Raw genomic sequence first — 23,202 nt, 5'->3', positions numbered from 1 at the left:
ACGAAGTTGAACATGATTGTTATCCAAGAATAGAACAATCATGTCTTTTTCCACGCATTTATTGCGCACCGTCAAAAGTGAAAGATGCACCCAAGGCAGAACCGGCTCTGGTTCGAGGCCATCGACGTGTATTTGGAGATTCGCAATGAAAGCTTGGTTATTGAAAGATTTCGGACTCGACAACCTGCAATTGGGAGAGGTAGCGACCCCGCAACCAAAGGCTGGCGAGTTGCTGGTCAAGGTCGGTGCTGTCTCGCTCAACTTTCGCGACAAGGCAATCGTCGACGGCATTTATGAGCCGCACATGGTGCCCAAACCACTGATACCGGTGAGCGATGCCGCCGGAACGGTAGTAGCTGTCGGTGACAACGTCACGCGTTTCAAAGTCGGTGATCGCGTCAACTCGCATCTTTACTCACGTTGGCTAGATGGCGAGCCGGGGCCGAACGAACCCGATTACTGCTTCGGTTCGCCGTTGCCCGGCGGTTTGGCCGAATACATGATCATCCATGAAGACAGCGCCGTCGGTGCACCCGACAACATGAGCGACGAAGAGGCGGCAACACTTCCTATTGCTGCGCTGACGGCCTGGTATTCGCTGGTGGACTTTGGACAAATCCAGCCGGGCCAAACCGTATTGGTTCAAGGCACTGGAGGTGTGTCGATATTCGCCGTGCAGATCGCGACTGCGCTTGGCGCTAAGGTCATCGCAACGTCGAGTAGCGACCAGAATCTGCAAACCGTGAAGGGGCTGGGGGCCCTGGCGGGCATTAACTACAGGACGACTCCGAAATGGGCGGACGAAGTGCTGAAGCTGACCGAAGGCAAGGGCGTGGATCTGCTACTCGATGTGGCCGGCGGCAGCGGCATCAATCAATCGGTCGCAGCAACCAAGGCATCGGGACGTATTGCGCAGATCGGCTTTCTGACAGGGCAAACTGTTGAACTCAATCTGATGCCACTCATTTTCCGCCAGACGACCATTCGCGGTATCGCCGTGGCGCCGCGCTCATCATTCGACCGGATGAACGCTTTCCTCAACGAACACAAGATCCGTCCCGTGATCGATCAGGTATATCCGTTCGAGAAAGCACGAGAAGCTTACGAGCATCTCGCGAGGGGAGCATTTGGAAAGGTTGTGATCAAAATCGCTTAATAACGTTAAGGCGCCAATTTGGCGCCTTTTTTCGCCTATCTCAGCAGATTCGTCTCCGGAGTCGAGCCGGGCGAGACTCAGACTCAAACGTCCGCTATTGGCCGATTGTTGCCTGTGGCGGAGGGCAGCAGCTCGTAGCGTTCTGTACGAAGCTCACGACTGAAGACGACCTATCAGGCCCGAGAAGAGGTCAAGGATGAGTGTCATCGACTTAACTAGGAGCGCCTTCAAAACGTACTTTCGGAGTGAAAGTCCGTGACTGCGATGTAGGTATGAGCAGTCCTACAAACCATCCGGCGCTTGGCGTTCCGAAGCGAGTGGATCAAAGGCTCCGAGACATACGACCGACAGCACTCTGACGCGTATGTTCGGCATTCAGGAGCGAACAAACAGCATCTGCATCTGCTCTGGCCTTAAACACACCATGCTTGCTAGCTGAGCCTCCTTCAACGAGATCAACGACCCTGTATCGCTTATTGCCATCTTCCAGTCCGGTGGTCTCAATGACCCTGAATCTTGAATGCATGATGCGTTCCCTGCTGAAACTGGTGCTTTAGGAGTACCGGTATGACTCCATGATTTCAACAATTATGCAGGACTGAGCTGAGACAATTTATGACAGGGCGCAATGATTCTCTGCGTGAGGACAGAGACTTCGCGGGAGGTGGGAGAGTAGGTTGTGTTCAAATCATTCTGCGTGCGAGTTATCGCATACCCATAGCTAAGCTGTGGTGTGACGTAATGGGGAGGTCGCTCCTTCGGGCCAATGGCCCGGCTAGCCTATCAAACTCGAGACCTACTCACTCAGGTGTCATGAGCACCGCAAGCGTCATACCGATGAATTGCTCATTCTTACTGATTGCCTCTAAAGCACCGCGAACGTTGCCGGCTACCTCTGCTGATCCGCGCTGCTCGACCCACAGCGTCAGCTCCATAATGGCAGCCTCAAGTGCGAGCTGGTTTTGATAGATTTTGGACAGTAGGGAAGGGAGCAGGTCTGCATTCGACATTGTGATTCCTCCGTGGAAGAGGTCAGCGTAGCAAAAGTCCTGGAGGGCTTAGTGCGGCCTCGTGACCGTTGAGTCCTGGCTGACCAAGTAATATTGGATTGAGTACAAAGAGCGGCCTTGCTTACCTGAGCTGCAGGTTGCAGAACCCATGTTGGATGGACACCTGATGCACCTGTTCGACTGAGGCCCTTTTTTTTCGACGCCTGTCTCTTCCATCCGCTAACCAACACCCGCCCACAGCCCCGTGTATGCCCTCTGGGGCAGTAGGTGTTGGTGCCGAAGCCGAATACACCCAGTTGCCGAGATGTCACTGACCCAGTCTGACTCCTCACAAACCGTTGCCTTTGCTGAATTTGTGCTGATTTGGAGGTGGGTCGGTCTTGCGTCGGCATTTGGTTCAATTTGGCATCGGCGTCAACAAGGGAGTTTATTTCCACCAATACTCGATCTGAACCCCTACGTTGGAGCCTTGCAAGTCTGTACCAAACGCACCGGTATCAGATAGAGCCGATCCCGGAGATTGCAAGCTGGCGGCGCGTTGCGCAGCCTTGTTCCAGGTAGCGTAGGTGTAATACAGACGAAATTCCGGCCTGTCCCAGAATCCCGGGCCCTTCGGTGACCAAGTCGGCGCGATGGTGTACTTAGTGAGTTTTCGGGTACCGTCTGCGGCTTCAACCTGGTCGCGCCCAACCTCGGTGATCAGCTTGAACTGATCCGTGAACGCATAAATTGGCCGAACACCAATGGATAACCAGTTCTGATCATCACCTTCAGGGCGCGTGTCTTTTTGATAGACCAGTTCAACTTGACCACTGAAAGCATGAGTCAATTGCCAATCGAAAAACTCCACGAGCCGCCAGCTTTTGTTGCTCTCATCCAACGTGGTATCACCGGTATAGCCCAATGCAGTGCCTGGCCCTCGGCCATATTGAACAGCGAACTTGTTGACTCCGCCCAGGAACGCGACCTGCTTGTGCTGGGCAACCACTGACCAGCCCTGATGAGCATCCTCGCGGCTTGGCTTATCCAGATAACTGACGCCCAGCTGAACTTCGCCACCGGGATTTGTGTTGAATCCGCTGACAGTCACATCATGACGGGTAACAAAATCCTTTTGGAAGACGTTGTCCTTGCGTGAGAGCACGTAGCTGTATTTCAGATCTCCCAATGCGACCTGGTCGAACCCAAAGCCCGTTGAGCTTTGGTTCCAGTAGAAGTAGTCGGAAATATTGATGTCGTTTCGGTTGTAGTAACGACGGCCCGCCCAGAAAGAGCCGCCATTCAATGCCGGCATCTTGCTCCACTCTGCGTAGAGCTGACTCATCCGCGTATAACCGTGCTCTCCGTCAAATTTTGGTTCATGGCCATACTCGTTGTAAAACTGTGCCATGCCTTCCACGCTAAGCAACGAGCCGTCGTCCAGTGAAAGTAGATCCTGGCGCAAATCCAGCTCCATATACTGCTCACATTCGTTGCCAAGGCGATATTTGGACTGCGCGCCCGGTAGCTGAAAACACGACTGTGTCCCTCCTTGAGTAGAATCCCCCACTCCGGTTCTGAAATAACCACTGAAGTCTGTTGAATACGCGTCAACAGGCAGAAAGCCGACAGCAAAGGACACACCCAGAACTGCACTGAGAGTTTTAACGTTCATTCATAACACCTTTTGTTTTTTTATACTTATTGGACAAGGTCGATAACGCGAGTCAGCACGCTTTGTAACCAAGTACGCAACTGGCTCCACGCACAAGTTCCCGAATGGGAAATAGGTTAAATCGAATAGAAAACGCACCGTATTACCTGAGCCAAAGCATGAGAAGAATCCAGGCAGTGCCAGTGCGGAGTGACTACGGTAAGCAAGCGATTACTTAAAACATGAGTTGGTTAATCGTCGTAAGTTTTACCCTTTGGAATGTATATTCAGGTCACGAACCTGGAAGCCCAAACTAACTTAATCACGGTGCAGGGCCGGTCGATCACCCTGTAGCCTCAGAAGTACAACGCGAGTGAATACATGCGCAGAGGCACTACTACATGGCATTCGTTTTCTCCAAGACTGGAAGGCATTAGTCCCACCCAATCTTTTGAGGCTCTAACCACGATGACGTCCCCGGAAGAAATCTATAAGGCCCTGCGTCGAGGAATCATCTGCCGGTTCCGCGTCATAGCGAGTCAGAAGGTTGTAGACGCTGTTGCCTAGCTCCTTGCCCAACTCCACGCCCCATTGATCAAACGAATTGACTCCCCAAATTACACCCTGGACAAAGACCTTGTGTTCATAAAGGGCGATCAACGCACCAAGGCTATGTGGATTGATGATCTCAAGAGCAACTGTATTGCTTGGCCGGTTACCGGGAATCACCTTATGCGGCGCCAGTCGTTCAATCTCACTGGACGAAAGGCCTTTGGCTTTTAGCTCTGCCTCAGCTTCAGCGCGGTTTTTGCCTCGCATCAGCGCTTGGCTTTGAGACAAGCAATTGGCGTACAGCCATTCCTGATGATCAGCCACTGGGTTGTGGCTGACCACAGGCACAATGAAGTCGGCTGGAATGAGAGGCGTCCCTTGATGCAATAACTGGTGGTAAGCGTGCTGTCCGTTACATCCCACGCCACCCCAGATTACTGGGCCAGTGGTGTAGGAAACTGACGTGCCATCATGACGAACACTTTTGCCATTGGACTCCATGTCCATCTGCTGCAGATGTTTCACGAAGTTGCGCAGGTTATGGTCGTAGGGTAAGAACGCATAGCTTTGCGCACCCCAAAAGTTGTGATACCAAACGCCGAGTACCGCTAAAAGAACGGGAAGGTTCTGTTCCAATGGCTCATTCAGGAAATGTTGATCCATAGCGTACGCGCCGGACAGCAGTTCCTTAAAGTTAGCTATGCCAATGGCCAGAGCAATCGGCAGGCCAATTGCCGACCATAGTGAGTAACGGCCACCGACCCAGTCCCACATAGGAAAAATGTTTGCTTCACGGATGCCGAAATCCAGCGCAGCTTGACGATTGCTTGTCACCGCAATGAAGTGGCGATATAGCTTCTCTTCCGTCCCGCCCTTAGCCAAGTACCAGCTTCGACAAGCTTGCGCGTTCTTCAACGTTTCAAGGGTGCCGAAGGTTTTGCTGGAGATGATGAACAGCGTTGTTTCTACGTTCAGATCGGCTGTAACCTCTCGGAACTCATTGCCGTCGATGTTAGCCAGGTAATGGCACCGCACCCCATGCCGAGCGAAGGGCGCGAGTGCTTCAGAGACAAGCTCAGGGCCCAGAAATGAGCCACCAATACCAATATTTACGACATCAGTGATGACCTTGTCGTTGTAACCACGCCAAAGATGACTATGGATACGACTCACAACGTCAGTCATCTGGGCCAGAGCACCATGCACATCGCGCATCAAGTTGCGGCCATCGACCATCAAAGGTTCCCCCACTGGTCGCCGCAACGCGGTATGCAGCACAGGGCGCCCCTCGGAACAGTTGATTTTTTCTCCACTGAACATGGCATGCGCTGCCTGCTCCACGCCAGCCTCGCGAGCAAGGTTTACAAGCAATGAACGCGTCTCGTGAGTGATCAGGTTTTTGGAGTAATCCAGAAACAGCCCGCAGCCCGCCAAGGAAAAGTCTTGAAAGCGTTTACTGTCATCTTGAAAGGCATCGCGCATACTAAAATTTTTCATGCTCTCCCGATGGTCGAGCAGATTGCGCCATGCCGGCAATGCAGTCACATCATTCGTTTTGTTGTAGTTATTCATGCTCAGCCTCTCTTTGCCAATACGGCTTCAGCCGTCTCAATCAACGATTAAAATTTTGGAGTTTTGTAATTTTGCACACGCAGAAACGCCCCGGCAGAAATAGGTTCTACGGTTTGTAGTTACAATCGGCTATCGGACTCCACTCCACGAGGTCAGAGTTTTTCATTGCAATTTAAATAGACGCCTATCTCTTTAGCGAAATCATTGAGGCCTGAAGAAAACAAAACCGAAAGTCGGTTGTTTAAGTAAAAAATAAACATACATATGCGTGCGCGACAAATGGAAGCCAGGTGCGGATCATTTAGTTTAAAAGTTATCTAGGCGGCGAGACGTGGACAAGAGTCAAATAATTCACGCCTGCAACCGCTAGATCCTCAGGATAAATCCCCGAGTACAGTCATTTGGGAGCGCTGCAAGAATCTCGTTGAATTAAAGAGGGTTTCAATCGAATAGTCTGACGTTTCCCATCAGGTTGCTTGATACGCTTCAATAAAAGCTTCACAGCCTGGGCCCCGAGTTCCTCGAGAGGTTGCGCTATAACTGTCAGTCGAGGGCTAAAAGCATCCGCCCATTCGAAGTCGTCAAAGCCGACCAGTGCGATGTCCTTTGGCACCTCAAGCCTTGCTTCACGAAGGGCCTGCATTGCACCAATGGTCATCAAGTTGTTAGCGGTCATTATTGCGGTAGGCGGGTGCTCTAGCGCTAGTAGACGGCGAGTCGCTTCCATTGCCGGCTCAATCGCCGATTCACCACAGCAAACTAATTGATCTTCGTACTGAATTCCTGCATCAGCCAAGGCCGCACGGTAACCGTCAATTCGCTCGTGAGAAGAAGACTGACTCAATCGTCCGGATACCATCCCGATACGCCGATGTCCAAGTTTAATCAAGTGTGCAATCAACTCTTGAGATGATTGCTTATTCTCTACCCCCACCTGATCGAAAGACGTCGACAGAAGTCGATCGATGAGAACCGTGGGTATCTTGTTGGCCTTTAAGTAATTAAATACTCTATTTTCTGGATCATGCTCCGAGGCGAGTACAATGCCGTCAACACGTCTCTCATGCAGTGCTTTGACCGCTTTAAGCTCTTGTTCAGGATCTTTTTGCGTATTGACCAGAATCATCATCAAGCCGCTTTTCGCACATGCCGCTTCGATGGCACGTACTGTTTCACTGAAGTAATAGTTCGACAGCGTAGCAATCGCCACCCCTATAGCACCTGAAGAGGAGCGAGCTAGAGATCGAGCGAGCGAGTTTCGAATATAGCCTACGGACTCTACAGCCTGATTCACGCTACGGACGGTGTCAGGATGCACTTTGCGAGTACCGTTGAGTACGTGGGATACCGTAGACATTGATACGTTCGCGGCTCGCGCTACATCACTCATCTTTGCGCCCACTGTGCACCACTCCTTTCTCACGTGATTTCATGGATAGCGCTGAACTCATGCCCAGCGGTAAGCCATTGTAAAGCTCACGGCGAGAAAATGTGTCGGAGGCTCTAGGAATTGATGCCGGGGCGGGCCCGCAATTTCGAGAGAGACCCAGCGAGGTGCGCTGTGCACCTAAAGTGGGTGAGGCGAGATGGTGGAATCCGCTATGCAGCATAGCCGGGCACTCCTTTTTATTATTTTTGCGATCACATAGCGAACCGTTAACGGGACGCAGGGACGCTGTTGAAAAAAGCATAGCTGAGACGAAAACGCTTGCGCAAGCGCTTTCCTAGCCTTTTCATCTTTCCTTCGTATGCAAAGGAAAGCGCTTGCGCAAGCGCTTTCCTTTGGACTATGTTTCTCGAACAAGAACACCGATGAGAGGTTTCACTGCTTCTCAAATCGGCAGATAAGGAGTTAACCGCAATGCTGAGCACTGGCTCTGAAAGTCCACCTCTTGCCCTATTGGAAATGCGTTCCATCTCGAAGTCATTCAATGGGGTGCGCGTCCTGCATGACATCGACCTCAGTATTTTCCCTGGACAAATCCACGCGCTAATGGGCGAAAACGGCGCCGGTAAATCCACTCTGATGAAAATTTTGTCGGGGGCCTATATAGCCGACAGTGGCACTATCCGAATCGATGGATGTGATATTCGAAACTATGGCCTGAACGATGCGAAGCGCCATGGCATTTCAGTTATCTATCAAGAACTCAGCTTGTGCGCGAATATGAGCGTGGTCGAGAACATCTACCTGGGTAGAGAAATTCGTCGATGTGGGGTTGTAAACCACAAGGCAATGACCGAAGGCGCGCAGGTTGTACTAAAGCGACTTGGCGTCACATTTGATCCGCACGCGCTGGTCGGTACATTGTCGATCGCCGACCAACAACTTGTTGAAATCGCCCGTGCAATTCATGCCGATACGCGAATCCTGGTGATGGATGAGCCTACAACGCCGCTGTCTTCAAAAGAGACTGAAAGTCTATTTACGTTGATTCGCCAGTTACGTGATGATGGCGTCGCGATCATCTATATCAGCCATCGAATGGCTGAGATATACGCATTGTCCGATTTTGTTTCGGTGCTCCGAGACGGTCATTACGTAGGTTCGCTGGATCGTGCCACGCTATCAGCTGAAACCTTAGTCCGGATGATGGTTGGCCGCGATGTTTCCGGTTTCTATGCCCATGAGCGTCCTTCGTGTTCTTATGAGAAACCGATACTACGTGTTCGCAACCTTACAGATGGCTCCAATATTAAAGATTGCAGTTTCGATCTGTATGCCGGCGAAATTCTTGGCATTGCAGGACTGGTAGGTTCAGGGAGAACAGAACTTGCCCGATTAATCGCAGGTGTCGATGCTTACTCAGGTGGACAGATTGAAATTGATGGTAAAGTTGTAGTCATACGCTCTCCTCGCGATGCAGGTAATGCAGGTATCGCCTATCTAACAGAAGACCGCAAAGCACTGGGCCTTTTTCTCGACATGAGTGTCCACGACAATATCAATGTATGTGTTGTGGGAAGTGATGCTCTATTTGCGGGCTTTGTGAGCCGAACGGCCGGAACTGGACGCGCCGAACAAGCAATTCAAACACTCAATATCAAAGCGTCCTCAGATATCAATGTCGGAGCGTTGTCTGGAGGCAACCAGCAAAAGGTTTTGCTGGCTCGTCTGCTTGAGATGAAACCCAGGGTATTGTTCCTCGACGAGCCTACCTCGGGTGTAGATATTGGAGCTAAGACAGAAATATATAAAATAATCAATGCATTGGCCGCATCTGGCGTTTGTGTAGTGATGATTTCAAGTGAGCTACCAGAAATCGTTGGAATTGCTGACCGTGTATTGGTCATGTGTGAAGGAAAACTTGTCACCGAACTCGGTGGCCACAGCGGTCTTGATATCACACCTGAAACCATTATTGCGTTTGCCACAGGCAGCGACAGGTTGACTCTAGCCAACGGAGACTTAGTCCAATGACTTCCCCATTGCAACGAAAATTAGTAAGTGACTTCACCACACCTGGTGTACGAAACATCACTGGAGCTACCGCGCAGGATAAAATGCGCCAAATGATGAGGGTGGCGGGCATGCTGCCCGTATTGTTGCTCCTTTGTGTGGGCTTTAGCCTGATGAGCGAGAGCTTTTTCTCGGCTCAGAATTTCTCAATAATTAGTCAACAAGCCTCTATCAATGTGGTGTTGGCATCAGGTTTAACTTTCGTGATTTTGACAGGTGGAATCGATCTTTCGGTTGGTTCGATTCTGGCTGTTTCTGCAGTAGTGGCGCTATTGGTATCGCAAGTCCCGGGGTTCGCTCCCCTGGCCATCGCTGCTGGGCTTGGAGTCGGATTGCTGCTAGGGCTCGTCAATGGTGCATTGGTCGCTTTTGGGAAGCTGCCTGCGTTTATAGTCACCCTAGGCGGATTGACTGCGATGCGTGGAATCGCACGCCTAATCGGCGAAGACAAAACGGTTTTCAATCCCGATCTATCGTTTGCTTACATTGGAAACGATACGTTGTTTGGGGTGCCATGGTTGGTTGTAATCGCGATGGTAGTGGTTACTCTTTCGTGGCTCATTCTTCGACGGACAGTTTTAGGTGTACAAATTTACGCAGTGGGTGGCAATCCTGAGGCCGCACGGTTATCGGGAATCAAGGTCTGGAAAGTCCTGTTATTTGTTTATGCACTATCCGGTTTGTTGGCGGGTGTGGGGGCCATCATGACTTCCGCTCGACTGATGGCTGCTAACGGACTGCAAATGGGGCAGTCCTATGAGCTCGACGCTATCGCAGCCGTTATCCTGGGAGGGACACGTTTTACAGGAGGCGTCGGCACCATCATCGGTACGCTAATTGGCGCCTTGATTATCGCTACACTTTCCAACGGCCTGATATTGTTGGGAGTTTCGGATATCTGGCAATACATCATCAAAGGTGTCGTCATTATCGGAGCGGTAGCACTCGATCGCTTTCGGCAGACAGGCGCACGAACCTGAATCATAAATATAATTACCGCAACAAACTCCAATAATAAGAGGCAGCACCCATGAAAAAAATAATATTTACCGCTGTTTGTGCACTACTGGCATTTAGCACCGCTCAAGCGCGAGAGTTGAAATCCGTCGGGATAACTGTTGGCTCGCTGGGAAATCCTTATTTCGTAGCGATGGTAAATGGCGCTAAAGCGGAGGCACTGCATATCAATCCAGCAGCAAAATTTACCTCAGTCTCGGCCGATTACGATTTAAACAAGCAGTTCACTCAGATCGATAACTTCATTTCATCGGGCGTAGACTTGATTCTTGTCAATGCCGTCGACCCTGTAGCAATCGCGCCTGCGATTGCGAAAGCGAGAAAGGCAGGCATAGTGGTTGTGGGTGTAGATGTTATGGTGCAAGGTGCCAACGCCACGGTACAGACAGATAACGTCGAAGCCGGCAGGATTGTATGTCAGTACATTTCTGAAAAACTTGGTGGCAAGGGTAACGTTATTATCCAGAATGGTACGCAGACTTCAGCAGTCTTGGATCGTGTCAATGGGTGTAAGAGTGTTTTCGCACAGGCACCTGATATTAAGGTACTGTCTGATAATCAGGATGCCAAAGGCTCGCGAGAAGGTGGCTACAGCGTGATGCAAGGCGACCTGACTCGCTTTGCGAAAATCGACGCGGTGTTCGCTATCAATGATCCCCAAGCCATAGGTGCAGACCTGGCAGCAAAACAACTCAAGCGTAAAGGCATCATTATCGCATCGGTGGATGGGGCTCCCGATATAGAGACAGCACTCAAAAGCGATACACAGATCCAGGCTTCTGCCTCTCAGTCCCCTTGGGGCCAAGCACAACAGGCCGTAACGATGGGTAACGACCTGCTGAATGGCAAATCCTTGCAAAGCACAACGGTACTGCTTCAACCCTCACTTGTAACCCGAACTAATGTTATGGAGTACAAAGGCTGGCAAGCTGACCAATGACTAATAAGCGATTTAGTCAGGTGGCATAGGGGTATCTAGCCACATCTGGAATGCGGGTAATGGCTGCTGCGAGGTACTCGCAGTAGCCGAACAGCCTAAATTTAATGATCTTCCGGTGGCTCTAGTTAAGTATCAGGCCCATAGATGTGCTTCAATTATGGGCATCTTAGAGGTTTGCTTGCTAGGGATTCTGTTGAACCTGTTGTAATTATGTATCCATAAGTATTGTTCAAGCTCCACGTATCTCCGGTATGGGGGCCTGAGCGACGCTTGCTGACGAGAAACTTGGCATGTTTTCCAACGCAAACACAATAGTAAGCATAGAGCTACTTGACTACGTTAAGGCTCTGTCTGGTAATCGAATTGTCGTTGCGCTAGCGGGGCCGCCTGGTGCAGGTAAGTCCACCGTCTCTGAGGCCTTGGTAGAGGCCCTTAATAGTATTATGCCGGGGAGTGCAGCGGTCATTCCCGGGGATGGCTTTCACTATGATGACGCGGTTCTTAGATCCTTGAACCTTTTAGATCGTAAGGGTTCCCCCGATACATTCGATGTGGGTGGCTTCAGGAGTCTGCTGCTGCGGCTTCGTGCGAACAACGAACCAACGGTTGCCGTTCCAGTATTCGATCGTAACCTGGAGATATCCCGTGCCGCAGGACGATTGGTTTCCTCTGACGTGAAATATCTCATCGTAGAAGGAAACTACCTTCTATTAAATCTTGCCCCATGGTCGTCCTTAAGGGACTGTTTTGACACCACCATTATGCTGCAGGTTGACCGTAAAACCTTGGAGACGCGACTGCTTGATCGATGGAGATCCTTCGGGTTCGATGAGTCTACTTCCTATGAAAAAGTTCGTTGCAACGACCTTCCGAATGCCGAATTTGTGATTTCGGCCAGCAGTAGTGCTGACTTTACGATCACAGATGAAGAACCCGCTTCTTCTCCTTGAGAGAGAATCATGCCGCTACCCAAGAGCTTCGCTTAGCTAGTATTTTTATCGCTAATCTGGAGTCCGCTTTGCCGCAATTGATCCAATTCTATACACCTGTAGGCACGATACTTTTAGAGATCGCCGAGCAGTTGGTCTCAACCTCAAGGCACTGGTCTCCAGCGGCAGCGGTGACAATGCTGGGCGACATCGCCACCGGCAAAATCCAGTCCGGAGGCGTCGGCGGCCATTTTCTGCTTATTGACAGGCCGAACTGTGCGAGCGCTGTGCCAGTCACGCCAGCGAAACATTACCCGTCGCAGCCAGCGTGGCTGCCTATCAACAGACCTATTAACGCTATCAACAACCTGTAGCGAACCTTTAAAGAGCAAACGACTATGTATTTGGTATGTGGCGAAGCGCTGTTCGATTTCTTTAGTGAAAACGACCCCGGAGCTCAAGCTTCAAAAATAAACTACAAGGCCATTACCGGCGGTTCACCGTTCAACGTCGCCGTCGGGCTGCGGCGCCTGGGTATCGACGTGGCGCTGTTTGCCGGGTTGTCCACCGACTACCTGGGCCGGCGTTTACAGCAAGTATTGCAGGAGGAGGGCGTGCGTTTGGACTACCTTCAGGACTTCGACGCACCGACCACCCTTGCCATGGTCGCCGTTGGTGCCGATGGCTCGCCGCATTACAGTTTTCGCGGCGAAGGCTGCGCTGATCGTCAGCTGTTGCCGGGGCATTTGCCTGAGTTGGGCGCTGACGTGCGAGGGCTGCATATCGGCTCGTTCTCGTTGGTGGTGCAGCCGATTGCCGATACCCTACTGGCTCTGGTCTGCCGGGAAAGTGGCAAACGCCTGATCAGTCTCGACCCCAACGTGCGACTCAACCCAGAGCCGAATATCGAATTGTGGCGTGAACGTATCGGCGCTCTGGTCGAACATGCCGATCTGATCAAGGTCAGTGACGAAGACCTGCACCTACTCTATCCCGAGCGTGATCCGCAGAGCGTGATCGAGGGCTGGCTGGAACACCGTTGCCAACTGGTATTCCTCACCCGTGGCGGTCAGGGCGCGACAGTTTTCAGCCGCCGTCATGGCACTTGGTCGGTGCCGGCCCGTGCCGTGGTGATGGTCGATACCGTAGGCGCCGGCGACACCTTCCAAGCGGCATTGATCGCTTGGCTGACTGAACAGCAGCTGGATTCGGTGGAGGGCTTGCAACGCTTGAGCCGTGAACAGATCGACGAAATGCTCACCTTTGCCATCAGCGCCGCTGCCCTGACCTGCGGTAAAACCGGGCCGGACTTACCTTTTCGGTATCAGTTGGATTGATATCTGGTCAGGATTGTGTCGTCGGCACTGCAGTCTTCGCGGGCAAGTCGGGTCGCTCTTCAGCCGCTCCCACAGGAATACTCACATTTACTGTGGGAGATCAATTTTGTAGGAAAACCCTACAGCTCCACGCCGATGGGTATTGGCAATAATTTTTCAAAAAAAGCAAATGCCACCCAGCAGTTGTTCCGAGCAAGGATCACCAAAGCCTGGATTTCGAGAAGCATCTTCAAATGTCCCAACTCGTCCGTCAGGCGAACTGCAGCACTCGCAGTAGCCGATTGTGTCATAGCCATTGAAGATAGTGACTGCAGGCTCTTTGCAAAGTACGAGTGCCGAGCGCTGACTTCCGTCAGCACCTGGCAGACCTCGCGGGCGGTGAGAGGACAGGTTGTGTTCAAGTTATTTTGCGTCCGAGTCATCTCTTGCCCTAGCTGAGCTGCGGGGTGACATAAATGGAGAGGTCGCTTCTTCGGGCCAATGGGCCCGGCTCACTTAATCAGCCGAGCATCTCCTTAATGATGGATGCGACATTCCTAGCATCGTCTACCCCCCGGTGATAGGTAGCCTAGGCGACTCGCTCCGCAATTATGCCTGTCATGCCTGCGCTGCCTTATTTCTCCCCGGTGTTGCCATGTTTTCGCAGTCCCAGGGCTCACTGCTGTTCGCGTCGTGCGAAAATAGAAAACACGCAGGGTCTAGCTGAAGCGGAGTGTTATAGATGGTCTTTACCTTCACCCTTCATTACCAACTGACGTCTGACGAGAGCGATATGGACACGCTTGTGGAACGCTTGGCTGAGGAAGGCTGCGATGATGCATTGGTCGGAGTAGGGCAGCCAGGGCGCCTAGCTCTTGAATTCATCCGTGAAGCACCTTCGGCAGATGACGCAATTGAGAGCGCCATAGTAGACGTGCGCCGAGCCGTACCTAACGCACGCTTGATCGAGGCAGCTCTCGCCCATCAATAATTGCAGGTGGCCTTCCTTGAGGGCGTCAAGGAAGCGCATTACGGCTGTCTCATTTCTCCTGGGCGTTACCAAGCTGTCCGCTATCCCAGGCTTCAGTGAGCTCGTCTATTCGATCCGCGATTTGAGCCGTTTTTGATAGGACTAGGCATCGCGTGTTGCCGACAAATTCTTCAATTAGATACACCGCGTCGCCGATATCCAACTCCAGCTCTTGCAGTGCCTCATCGGGAATCCGGATTGCACCATCACCATCCCATTCTTCGATCATGATTTTCATAGGTGGCTTTCTCACGTGTGGTCTCAGTTGCTTTCGGCCGGCAAACCGTTCCCGCCTGTAGATTCTCAGCAGTACATCTTACAGACCCGGGTAATCATCAAGTCTAAGGCTAGGAGCAGCTCCATCCTCAGACTCGCACTTAGGCGCGTGTATCACTCCAGCTTCAGCGTCCGCACGCATCTGCTCGAGTTCTTTGTGAAATGCTTTGTCTTGAACCGTGGGTTTGCTGGTGTACGGTTTGCGCTCTGGTACAGGCTTGGCTGCATATGTCGTTAACGCGTCTGGGTCGTGCTGCAGCTTTTCTTGGACTTGCGATTCCAGCATCGCACGTAGCGCGTCTTTGTCGGGACGGGTCAGCAATTTGTTACTCCAGGTTGGCAGTCAGCGGTTGGCTCATTGGATGGTGAAAGATGGGGGCGTCTAAGCCTTAGCTGGAACCGCCTGCGGTTAATGACGTTATCAAGTATGAAAATAGCAAAAGCAGGACGCATGTCTAAGTCTAAAGTTGGGGGCCGGCCTCGGTTTCGCAAGGCCGACTTTCAACAAGCAGCAACTATTTGCAGTTGCCTGCCTTTCGATATCCCGCTGCCTGGGCCTCAGCTTCTGATGTGAAGGAAATCTGATTCTTCGCAGACACCTGACCATAACCAGGGCACCCCACTGAGAGGTGATACACCTGGCTCTTCCGATTACCGATGATCACACCTGTACCGGTCACGCTCGCCAGGGTTTGTTGGGCTGCTACTCGCGGAGGGTTGACGGGAAGGGCACTAACCACCCCCTCACCAACTACCTTGTAGCCTTGCGACCATCGACGCTCGCCAGTCACGAATGGATTGGAATGCCCCATGATTGCTGCAATGCGTCGATCTCGCTCTTTCTCCCAAGACGAAACCGGGTACTGCTTGTCCCAGGCCATCAGTAGCTGTTGCTGCTGACGAGACATGCTCAGTTTGTATCTGTCGAACATGTAAAAGGTTGTCCTGGCGACCAGCCCCTTAACTTCGTCACGTGGTTCCGCAGCACGTTGCTCGAAATCAACCCGCGTCTTGCATTGCCCATACTGCGGCGCTATCCCGGAGGCCATCCCGTAGTTGAAATTGCTGCGGTCACCATTCACCTCCCCAACAGATGGGTAGAGGTTGAACAGATCAGCTTCCATCGCTCGGAATACGGGATCATCATCCACGCAATGCTCTCGACCACCGTTCTGCCAGCATTGGCGTTGGTTACCGAATGTCCAGGCAGGAACGATGTGTTCCCATTCAGTCCGTTCTGCGCGGCTCTGTTGTTTCCTTGTTTGATAGCCGCAAGATTCAGCATCAATCCGACCACCCGACTTACCGACCCATGTCCATTTGCAGCCGCAATACAGCTCGCCCATGGCACTGTTCGCCTGGTCGAGGTAGATCTTTTGCTTGGCGATGACCTTGGCTTCGGAAAAGGTCGATGGAGGGCTTGAGAAGGCGGGGGGGATTACTGAGAAGGTCAGCAGCGCTACTACGGAAAGCAGTTTTTTCATTGGAAAGCATTAGCCAATTAAGGGCGCGCATTGTACTCACGACGCCCACGCCCACTGCAGAATTTTCTTAGGAAAACGCAGCCTCGATAAATGCCTCCAGCGTTTTATCTTCCAGTATCTCAATAGAGAAGTGCCCGAAGCGTTTGGGCAACCAAATGATGCGTGCCCCAGACGGGGATTGCAGGTTCGCACGAGCCAATGGCTCTCCATTTTCGTCTTCTGGCTGAACACCTGCGGCCATCAATTCGTCATAGGCTTTCTCGATGTCCGGTGTCGAGTAGCAGTGGCGGTAAATCATCCCTTCACCCGACGTATCCAATAGCTCTTTCAGGTTCCCCGCCAACGGCTGTACCAACATGAAACGCTCTTGGCCCATCAGCGCAATCGCGTAGCGCACATGCAGACCACCTCGTTCCCAGACAAGGGTTTTGGAGATCCTGGCGTTAAGTACCTGCGCGTAGTAAGCACAGGCTTCGTCGAGATTTTTGACCAGTACATCTACGTGACTGAATTTCAGATCCATTTGCAGTCTTCCTGTTGAAACGGCGTCTATGGTAAGCACGACATAGCGTTTTCCTCGATGCTTCGCTAATCGAACACATTTATCCAAAGTCGTAGTGAAATATCAAAACGGCGCTGGTAATGTCCCGGCCACGTTCGCCAAACCATTAAGGGATGGAGGCGAAAATAGAAGCCCCGGAGCCGCGAACCTCCGGGGCTTCGTTTTTTCTACCCGGCAACCACGTAGGCAATCAACATATCGCTTCTCAGCGGGCTCACGTGACTGGCTCCAACAGTGTGGTTTATCGAGTCGCAGGTGTAGGCGAAACTGATGGTGAGCCAGGCGTTATGGGCAGCCTAAGCCCGCTCGTTGAGCATTGGTTCTGCGCTGCGTGAAAATGAACACCACCTAGGATATTGCTGAAGCGGAGTGCTAGAGATGGTCTTTACCTTCACCCTCCATTATCAATTGACGTCTCACGAGAGCGATGTGGATGCGCTTGTGGAACGCTTGGCGGAAGAAGGCTGCGATGATGCGTTGGTCGGAACAGGTCTGCCGGGACGCCTAGCTCTTGAGTTTATTCGTGAAGCATTTTCTGCGCGTGAAGTAATGGAGGGGGCCATAGCAGACGTGAGTCGAGCACTACCTACCGCACGATTGATTGAGGCGGCATTCTCTTCAGTCTGATTGCAGGCGCCTTGGTGCTTGCATTCAGCGACATCGGCTCAAATCTCAAGCCAAAACCGCGCTTCCAGACCAGTGGCAAAAGCCGAAGTGAACCAGGGCAGACCGTTAGCCAACAATTAGCTAGCTTCCCACGGAAGATCCACCGGCAGGTCACTTGGCATGGCGCTACTTGCCATTACGCTCAGCTCTGTGGGGGTAGCCGGAGCCATCTGAGGTTCAAGTTTGGCATCAGCCGCATACCGTTCCAAGAGCGGTGCCCGTGTTAGCAACGCTCGAACTCGAGTCTTAAGGCGCTGGCCCTCTGGATGCCCGCAAGCGATCAGCCTGCCAATGCGCCCCATAACACGGCGCACTTCCTTTTCATCCTCAATGGACAGCTGGCCTGGATAACCATTAGCTCGATCCTCCAGTTGCTTCACTGCGGCCCGGATAGCTAGCCGGGCTTTTTTGGGAAGCGCCGGAATCGGCTTGTCCACGACTAACCCGGTCACCGTGACTGCGTCAGCTTTTTCGCCGTTGATTAAAGCTTGCCCACGTTTGCGTACATGTAGCTTGCTCCGCTTCTGCAGACATCCTTTTTGGCCGAGCATCCACGTGACAGAGGCAATGACTTGGGTGGTTGTGGCAGAAGAAATACACGCTTTACTCGAGACAGTGATGTCATCTGCGAAGCGTGAATATTCCAATCCTTGGGCTTTGAAGCGTACGACCAAAGCCGGCTCAATATCCCAAAAGACGAGGTTTGCCAGGTAGCTACTCGTACTCGCGCCCTGTGGCACTTGCCCATCACGTGTAACCAGGTTGGCGAGCAACGCAGCTACTTCTGCAGAGAAGCGGAAGAGGCCTGCGAATATGCGATAAATATGCTCGGTAGTAATCGATGGGAAGAAATCAGCGATGTCCTGGAGGATAACTGTTTTGGCGCCGGTATGAACCCGGGCGTTCGAGTAGATGCTGCGGGGTAGTTTGGGATCTCTGATGCCGCCGTGCAGATATCCAGGGTACGTGACCTTGCTGAGCAACCGATCCACGATCTTGCGCTGAATGGTCTTCAGCGGCTCATGGGCATCATAGGTATGCCGTGGCGTTATTCCGTCTTTTTTTGTTTGAGGGACGTAGCGATAAAGTCGAGAGCTACGCTGAGCAAGCGCAAGAAGTCTCTCAGCAGGTTCACCAAGAGCACGTGCCAAGGCTTTGATGCTGTGGATAGGGCTGTGGGGATAGAACGGAGCATCCATGTCCAAGTTTCCGACGATGGGCCGGCCCCGATGAACCGGCCCCTCTAAATTCGAATGATGTGGTTTGTTGCGTCATAGGATGTTCTCAATAAGTGGAATCACCACTGTCTCAATGTAATCCCAACCCTCAACAGCCTTCTCCCATAGCCAGATGCATAACCGAATGCGTGCGATCCACTTGAGCAGGGTTACTGCCTTCGCCTTTACCCACGCAATCCGACCCGTTCTAGATTCTTGGGATGGAGCTGCCTCGATGACGCGAGCATCTTCACTGTTGTGCATAGCCTGGCGAGCCTTGCGACGCGCCAGATTCTTTAAATTAACCATGACTGATGTTCCCAACGACAGGCCGAAATTAGCCCCGCCGCCAAGCATTCCGGGCCGAAAGGAACGCTGAAGATGCCACTACAAACCACAGTTCTGCTTATCAAGTCCCTTGATAAGCCGTCCGCCGCTTTACCGCCGCATCGCTTTACGCCTCAACACTGGAAACGAGTAGAGACAATCCCTCGGATAACCTTTGGGATTGGCCTTAGCGCTAAGCACTGAGGAGCGAGGGGCTGCAACAACCTGCGCGGCGAAGAAAGCCAAGGAGAACACCAAGGCTGACCAGTTTCCTGATCAACAACCGCAAGCCCGAATATTGAGTCATGTTTAAAGAGCACCTGGGTGGTAGCACCCAGCAGGTACTGTTTTTAGCAGAGTGATCGAAGCAGCTGCAACTTATATTTGTTGCAAGGATTGTTTTCCTCAGAGGTCTTATTTTTGACTGCTAACAGCGTCAAAATTTAACTGGTACACACCCTACGTCGCAGTTATAGAACTGGGTAATCAGAGTTGTTTGAGGGTTGTAGAGCCGGACTCGTTGACCTATGATCACGGCCAGGCGGTGATGGTCGCCTGGCGCCTGTTTCGCGAAGCAATAGCCCATCGTTGACAACCTCCAGCATTACATCGGCATGTCCATAACTAGACGCTGCCCGGTGAACAGGCAATCGGTCACCAGAGCGTCGTATGTTTTGGAGCTATTGCCATGTCAGATTTTTCCCCGCTTAGCATTTTCAAATCTCAAGCCAAGCAACTCGCTCGCGACCAGGGCCTCAAGCTTGCTGCCGCTCAAGAAACGCTTGCCAAAAAGTCCGGCTTCGCTGATTACCATGAGCTTTCTGTGGTCGCCCAGCGGAACCCGAAAGATTCGCGCCTGATGGAGGCTGTGTTTGGGATCAAGGATTTCAGCGAAGCGATCCATGAGGACGATGTTTATTCCGACCTGGATCAAGAGCTGGAGGATCAACTCTCCGGTGCAATTGCAGATACCAACGCAAGCGGATTCACAATTGATGCCCTTGAGGTGGAGGCTGTGGACTACAGCGACACAACCGGCAAGCTCACCCTAGGGGTTTCACTTACCTACCAGGGGCAGCAAGACCGGGAGCGGGTGTATCACGGCGCAGCGTTCTTCCTCACAGCCTCGGTCGAGCTATTGCGCCGTGATGGTAGGTGGCGGCTTGCAGAGGAGGGCGTCTCCATCTCCAGCAGTGAGTCTGATGCTGATCGCGACCGTAGGTCTGAATGGGAGCATTGGGCTCAGATTGCAGAGGCGGAAAGTGACGAGCATGTTGATGACCGCCCTCGCATATCCATGGCCCAAGCCCTGGCGAATGAGTTGGGTATTTCAGTCGCTGACGGAGAGCTTCTGGCCGATGCGGAAGTCACGGCTAATGACTCGGATGGTGGGCTCCCGTACAGCTACTGGATCGATTTTGAGCCTGTAGCCCAGGGTGAGCTAAGAGCAGACCTGCTCGCGCGCTTCGGCTCTCTGGAGTACGAGCTAGATCGGAACTTCTTCGACGATATTGAGCACGATTTCTGAGGCCGATTAGGTAGTGGCTGGCTTGAAAGCTGGCCACTCAAAAATCCTTTCGACATATCTAGATTTCACAAGACAGGCTGATCTCCCACTGACTAGGATCTTTTTGCTTTTAACCGACAATCATCAGCGACAGATCGACGTCCAAGGGCCTACTCCAACACCATAGACAGGACTTCTTCCAGGCTCGCGCCGTCAGCTCTTTCAAAGGAACCCGCCTCGCCGAAAAGCACATGGACGTTCGCTTTGGCGAAAAATTCTCCCACTGTAAAATCAGACGCGGTATGAGCCGGCAGTACGAGATATCGCTCCGTGTCCTCTGTACCGAATCGATGCTGGTAGTACGAGAGCTGTCCAAAAGCCGTATACAGTTGGGCCGAAAGCGAAGCGCTGGTTTTGACCTCAAAGATTGCTCTGGCTTTGCCTGTACCACGGTCGACAAGTGCCAGATCGATGTTTCGGTTCTTCAGAACCTTGACCGCGACGGAGGCCCCGGCAAGCTCCTTCAACTTCCGGTGGAGCGCATTGCATAGGGGGCCATGGAGGTATGGGTAATCACGCTTACCTGGGTTTGGGGAATAAGATTTGTCGCCCTCGTACTCTTCTTGCTCTCCCCACCCCACAGCTGGCTCGTCCTGTTCATCAGGAACGTAGTCATCCCGGCTTTCAGCCTTCAACCTGTCTTTGAGTCGCTTCACCTCGAATACAAACTCAGCGATGTCGTCGGCGATGGTAGAAGAATCCGTTGAGCTGACGGCGATTACCTGTGCCGACCTACCATCGTCGTCGACCTCCTGTAGCCAAGCCTGGAAATGCTCAAGCGTGATGCTGGTACGCACCTTCCCACGAAATGCCGTGACCGCACCGCGATGACAAATCATTGTCTTGCCATTATCGCCTACCGCGAGCACACCGGATACGCTGCGGTCTAGACCGTCTGGGATATTAATCTCTGCGTCTGGAAACAGGGTGCCTCGTTCAAAGCCGAGCCTGAACATATGCGCTTGCCTTCCATCCCACGGCGAAGGGATCGCGAACAGCATTTCACCAAGGTCAGTCTGCAGCGCATACGTTCGACACGTTTCCCTACCACCACTGGGGAACGCCCATTGAAGCTCGCCGCGATCTTCTGCTTGACCAATGAGTGCTCGCTGCATGGCATGCATGCCTTTTATCAACCGGGCGTGCGCCGTGATCACGCGCATAATTTGCTACCTCCATGTTCAACCTTAAAAACCACCAGAAATCGTTGATGCGCGCGCTGGCAGGATGGAAGGGCGATAGTAGCACTATGATATGTGAGCAATCAGGAGATGCATCTTCACAGCCTTATATGGCTCCTCATCGAGCGGCTCAGTCATCCGCAAGTGCTTCTAGCGATGCGAGGAGTTTGGCTAGCTCGGTAAGGTTCGCTGCCGTCACGATGTCATATTCTCCGCGACTACTCAGCCGGTACACCTCTCGAGCCTTTTTGACCCGTTCCAGCAGAGGAACGACAATCCCTGACGCCCTTTCAAGAAACTCGTTGATGTCCGCACGCGTCTGGGGAATCTTGTAGCCCTTTGCCGCGCTTGTGATGATGACGTCTGCATCTCGGAGTTTGGCAACGCCACTGGAGCGAATTCTCTGGCCGTTGACCTCTCCGAACCCGCTGTCTTTCAGGTGGGCCATGATTTCCGTAGTCAGCACGTAGTCCTTGGTGACGAATTCGCTTTGAAATCTCAAGAACCGCAAGATGCTTAGCTGTAGGCGCTCATCTTCATCAGGGTGCTCACCAACCCGCTCGCTAAATCGGTCAGCTTGGCGGAGAGCTTCTTGGTGTACCTGGTAGTCTGCATATCCAGACTCATTCGTCGGCGGCGGCAGGAGAGACTGGTACTTGGATGGCCACTCAAGCATGCCAAGAGTCAGACTGCGGAGGATCTTCTTGTAGGCAAGAACTGCTTCTTGCGATGCTTTCTCTTCGTAGATCTGAGCTACTGAGCCGGCGAAAAAATCTGCAACCTGAACCAAAACGTTGTCCTTACTGGAAATCGTCTGGAAGGCTTCCTCATCGCCAAACAGGTCGTCGACGAACCGTTTTACAACGTAGCTTTTGAGGCTCTCCTGAAATTCCTGTCTACCATGCTCGTCTACGATCATCCGCAGGTCAGGGTAGGCGCTGAACAGACGTTCATAGAGCAACCCGTTCACGTATTTAATGAACGAGGTCTTGATACGGAGGCCGCCATCTTTGTGGATTCTGGACTTATCAACAACGGTGAAATAAAGCTTGAATGGCAGGTCGGCTAGCTCGTTCAGGATCCAGGCACGACGATCTGAATCCTTGGCCTTCAGCTTGCTTGACTTGATCTCTCCATTTTGGAAATGGCGCTTTCGTAGGACTTCTGCTTGGGCGTAGGCGGCGTCTAAGTCTTTCTCCGCCACTAGGATGGAGCACACTATGAAGAAGCCCGAGCTCCCTCCCTTTGACGTATCCAGGTCTGAATTCCCGGACTCATCCACGAAGGCATACGTTCTGTCCATGGGC

General features: G+C 52.3%; 20 protein-coding genes and 1 pseudogene. 9 read left to right on the top strand and 12 right to left on the bottom strand.

The genetic code is table 11. The annotated features are described in order from the left end of the window. The first annotated feature begins 145 nt into the window (after positions 1-145). A complete protein-coding gene (locus PMI31_RS01250) occupies positions 146-1,156 on the top strand; it encodes a zinc-dependent alcohol dehydrogenase family protein (protein WP_008015700.1) in 1,011 nt (336 codons plus the stop codon). An 800-nt stretch (positions 1,157-1,956) separates the two neighbouring features. Here PMI31_RS01250 and PMI31_RS01245 read toward each other — a convergent pair. The 4 genes from PMI31_RS01245 to PMI31_RS01230 form a co-directional block, all read right to left on the bottom strand. Continuing rightward, positions 1,957-2,166 (bottom strand): hypothetical protein, encoded by a 210-nt coding sequence (locus PMI31_RS01245; protein WP_008015698.1) that lies wholly within the window; start codon positions 2,164-2,166, stop codon positions 1,957-1,959. A 427-nt stretch (positions 2,167-2,593) separates the two neighbouring features. Beyond that, entirely contained in the window at positions 2,594-3,820 is a 1,227-nt protein-coding gene (locus tag PMI31_RS01240; protein ID WP_008015697.1) for a maltoporin, read from the bottom strand. A 438-nt stretch (positions 3,821-4,258) separates the two neighbouring features. Further along, the gene (gene pgi / locus PMI31_RS01235) at positions 4,259-5,923 is read right to left on the bottom strand and encodes a glucose-6-phosphate isomerase (RefSeq protein WP_008015696.1); all 1,665 of its coding nucleotides are present in this window, start codon (positions 5,921-5,923) and stop codon (positions 4,259-4,261) included. A 397-nt stretch (positions 5,924-6,320) separates the two neighbouring features. Further along, the gene (locus PMI31_RS01230; RefSeq protein WP_008015695.1) at positions 6,321-7,325 is read right to left on the bottom strand and encodes a LacI family DNA-binding transcriptional regulator; all 1,005 of its coding nucleotides are present in this window, start codon (positions 7,323-7,325) and stop codon (positions 6,321-6,323) included. 459 nt (positions 7,326-7,784) lie between these two features. Between PMI31_RS01230 and PMI31_RS01225 the strand changes: the two genes are divergently transcribed. The 5 genes from PMI31_RS01225 to PMI31_RS01200 all read left to right on the top strand — a co-directional run bounded on the left by PMI31_RS01225 (position 7,785) and on the right by PMI31_RS01200 (position 13,606). Next, positions 7,785-9,344 (top strand): sugar ABC transporter ATP-binding protein, encoded by a 1,560-nt coding sequence (locus PMI31_RS01225; protein WP_008015692.1) that lies wholly within the window; start codon positions 7,785-7,787, stop codon positions 9,342-9,344. Continuing rightward, entirely contained in the window at positions 9,341-10,363 is a 1,023-nt protein-coding gene (locus tag PMI31_RS01220; protein ID WP_008015691.1) for an ABC transporter permease subunit, read from the top strand. Before PMI31_RS01225 ends, PMI31_RS01220 begins: the two co-directional genes overlap by 4 nt. 50 nt (positions 10,364-10,413) lie before the next feature. Continuing rightward, entirely contained in the window at positions 10,414-11,340 is a 927-nt protein-coding gene (locus PMI31_RS01215) for an ABC transporter substrate-binding protein (protein WP_008015690.1), read from the top strand. Positions 11,341-11,630: 290 nt separating this feature from the next. Beyond that, positions 11,631-12,290 (top strand): nucleoside triphosphate hydrolase, encoded by a 660-nt coding sequence (locus tag PMI31_RS01210; protein ID WP_008015688.1) that lies wholly within the window; start codon positions 11,631-11,633, stop codon positions 12,288-12,290. 377 nt (positions 12,291-12,667) lie between these two features. Then, positions 12,668-13,606: a carbohydrate kinase family protein gene (locus PMI31_RS01200; RefSeq protein ID WP_008015687.1), complete on the top strand. Its 939-nt coding sequence runs from the start codon at positions 12,668-12,670 to the stop codon at positions 13,604-13,606. A 119-nt stretch (positions 13,607-13,725) separates the two neighbouring features. Here PMI31_RS01200 and PMI31_RS31015 read toward each other — a convergent pair whose 3' ends face one another. Continuing rightward, the gene (locus tag PMI31_RS31015) at positions 13,726-13,965 is read right to left on the bottom strand and encodes a hypothetical protein (RefSeq protein ID WP_177323543.1); all 240 of its coding nucleotides are present in this window, start codon (positions 13,963-13,965) and stop codon (positions 13,726-13,728) included. 362 nt (positions 13,966-14,327) lie between these two features. Between PMI31_RS31015 and PMI31_RS31180 the strand changes: the two are divergent. Further along, positions 14,328-14,561: pseudogene (locus PMI31_RS31180) on the top strand (hypothetical protein); the annotation flags it as partial. A gap of 64 nt (positions 14,562-14,625) precedes the next feature. Here PMI31_RS31180 and PMI31_RS01185 read toward each other — a convergent pair. The 3 genes from PMI31_RS01185 to PMI31_RS01170 form a co-directional block, all read right to left on the bottom strand. Next, positions 14,626-14,853 (bottom strand): hypothetical protein, encoded by a 228-nt coding sequence (locus PMI31_RS01185; protein ID WP_008015685.1) that lies wholly within the window; start codon positions 14,851-14,853, stop codon positions 14,626-14,628. Positions 14,854-15,406: 553 nt separating this feature from the next. After that, positions 15,407-16,375 carry an endonuclease gene (locus PMI31_RS01175; RefSeq protein WP_008015684.1) on the bottom strand — a complete coding sequence of 323 codons (969 nt, stop codon included), beginning with the start codon at positions 16,373-16,375 and terminating at the stop codon, positions 15,407-15,409. A 67-nt stretch (positions 16,376-16,442) separates the two neighbouring features. After that, entirely contained in the window at positions 16,443-16,898 is a 456-nt protein-coding gene (locus tag PMI31_RS01170) for a VOC family protein (protein WP_008015683.1), read from the bottom strand. 417 nt (positions 16,899-17,315) lie between these two features. On the opposite strand from PMI31_RS01170, the gene PMI31_RS01165 reads away from it, so the two are divergent. Then, positions 17,316-17,564, top strand: coding sequence for a hypothetical protein (locus tag PMI31_RS01165; protein WP_008015681.1), 249 nt, complete (start codon positions 17,316-17,318; stop codon positions 17,562-17,564). Positions 17,565-17,680: 116 nt separating this feature from the next. On the opposite strand, the gene PMI31_RS01160 is transcribed toward PMI31_RS01165, so the two are convergent. Both PMI31_RS01160 and PMI31_RS30925 read right to left on the bottom strand, forming a co-directional pair. After that, positions 17,681-18,802 carry a reverse transcriptase family protein gene (locus tag PMI31_RS01160; protein WP_008015679.1) on the bottom strand — a complete coding sequence of 374 codons (1,122 nt, stop codon included), beginning with the start codon at positions 18,800-18,802 and terminating at the stop codon, positions 17,681-17,683. A gap of 72 nt (positions 18,803-18,874) precedes the next feature. Beyond that, a complete protein-coding gene (locus PMI31_RS30925) occupies positions 18,875-19,129 on the bottom strand; it encodes a hypothetical protein (protein ID WP_008015678.1) in 255 nt (84 codons plus the stop codon). 706 nt (positions 19,130-19,835) lie between these two features. Between PMI31_RS30925 and PMI31_RS01150 the strand changes: the two genes are divergently transcribed. After that, complete coding sequence (locus PMI31_RS01150) at positions 19,836-20,675, top strand: hypothetical protein (RefSeq protein WP_008015676.1); 840 nt, start codon at positions 19,836-19,838, stop codon at positions 20,673-20,675. A 149-nt stretch (positions 20,676-20,824) separates the two neighbouring features. Here the strand turns inward: PMI31_RS01150 and PMI31_RS01145 are convergent, their stop codons facing one another. Both PMI31_RS01145 and PMI31_RS01140 read right to left on the bottom strand, forming a co-directional pair. Then, the gene (locus tag PMI31_RS01145) at positions 20,825-21,877 is read right to left on the bottom strand and encodes a hypothetical protein (protein WP_008015675.1); all 1,053 of its coding nucleotides are present in this window, start codon (positions 21,875-21,877) and stop codon (positions 20,825-20,827) included. A 148-nt stretch (positions 21,878-22,025) separates the two neighbouring features. Next, positions 22,026-23,198 (bottom strand): DUF3800 domain-containing protein, encoded by a 1,173-nt coding sequence (locus PMI31_RS01140; RefSeq protein ID WP_008015672.1) that lies wholly within the window; start codon positions 23,196-23,198, stop codon positions 22,026-22,028. Between the last annotated feature and the right edge of the window lie 4 nt (positions 23,199-23,202).

The organism is Pseudomonas sp. GM55 (assembly GCF_000282395.1).
Taxonomy (GTDB): Bacteria; Pseudomonadota; Gammaproteobacteria; order Pseudomonadales; family Pseudomonadaceae; genus Aquipseudomonas; species Aquipseudomonas fluorescens_CC.
Note: the sequence above shows the minus strand (reverse complement) of the source record. Positions and strands in the feature narration are given on the sequence as shown.